The sequence below is a fragment of the Veillonella montpellierensis DSM 17217 genome (assembly GCF_000426745.1).
Taxonomy (GTDB): domain Bacteria; phylum Bacillota; class Negativicutes; order Veillonellales; family Veillonellaceae; genus Veillonella; species Veillonella montpellierensis.
The window spans coordinates 1-1,186 of sequence record NZ_AUFY01000041.1 but is presented as its reverse complement, the minus strand read 5'-3'; the positions used below and the strand labels follow the sequence as shown (position 1 = coordinate 1,186).

General features: G+C 39.5%; 1 pseudogene. It reads left to right on the top strand.

The features are described 5' to 3' along the window. Nucleotides 1-1,186, top strand: a pseudogene (locus tag K357_RS09130) (hypothetical protein); the annotation flags it as partial.

The window sequence follows — 1,186 nt, the reverse complement described above, 5'->3', positions numbered from 1 at the left end:
TTACATTAAATGGCCAAGATGGTTCTATCGACATGAAGGGTAAAGACGGTAAGAATGCTGTCAATATTACTACAAAAGATGGCACTGTTGGTGTTAATGGCACCGATGGTACTACTAGAATTGTCGTTAAGGATGGCGATAAAACTAATGAATTAGCCACTATGAATGATGGTATGAAGTTCATGGGTGACTTTGGCACTGAAGACAAGTTGAAATTGAATGAACAACTTGCTGTTACTGGTGGTATCACTGATAAAGCTAAGTTGAGTCAAGATGACAACATCGGTGTTGAAGCAAATGGTGCTAAAGGGTTAATTCTTCGCTTAGCGAAAGAGCTTAAAGGCTTAGATGGCATTACCTTCGGTGCTGGCGATACAGCGATGAAGATTGATGGCACTCAAAAAACTATCAATAACATTACAAAGATGACTTTCAAAACACCAGATAACAAGGATAGCATCGTAGTAGATGGTACCAATAAAGTAATTACTGGACTTTCGAATACTACATTGCCAAAAGATATGAACAGCATGAAGGCGGATCAAGCGGCAAGCCAAGGTCAATTAAAAGAAGTTTTGGATAATGCTGTGAAGTATGATAAAAAAACAGATGGTACTGTTGATACAAGTAGCATTACCTTAGAAGGCGGTAATGATGGTACAGTTATCAAGAATGTAAAAGCTGGCGATGTATCTAGTACTAGCAAAGACGCTATCAATGGCAGTCAATTGTACAAGACAAACCAAGGCTTTGATGTATATGTGAAAGACAATACGGATGCCAATACATTTAATGTAAAATTAGGTGACGATAAAAAAGATGCGTTCGGTTTCGATGCAGGTAACGGTCTTGCGATTACACGCGATGGTAAGAAGATTACCTACTCCTTGCAAGATGACGTTTCAGTTGGTAAAGCTGGAGACAATGGCAAGGATGGTAAAATCACTGTCAATGGTAAAGACGGCGAAAAAGTTACTATCAACGGTAAGAATGGCGAAATCGGCATTCAAGGTCCAAAAGGTGCTGATGGAAAAGACGGTAATAGCATTACTTTGAGTGGTAAAGATGGTACTATTGGTGTTCAAGGACCAAAAGGTGCTGATGGTCAAGATGGCAACAGCGTTACTTTGAATGGTAAAGACGGTTCTATCGGCATGAAAGGTAAAGATGGCAAAAATGCGATTGC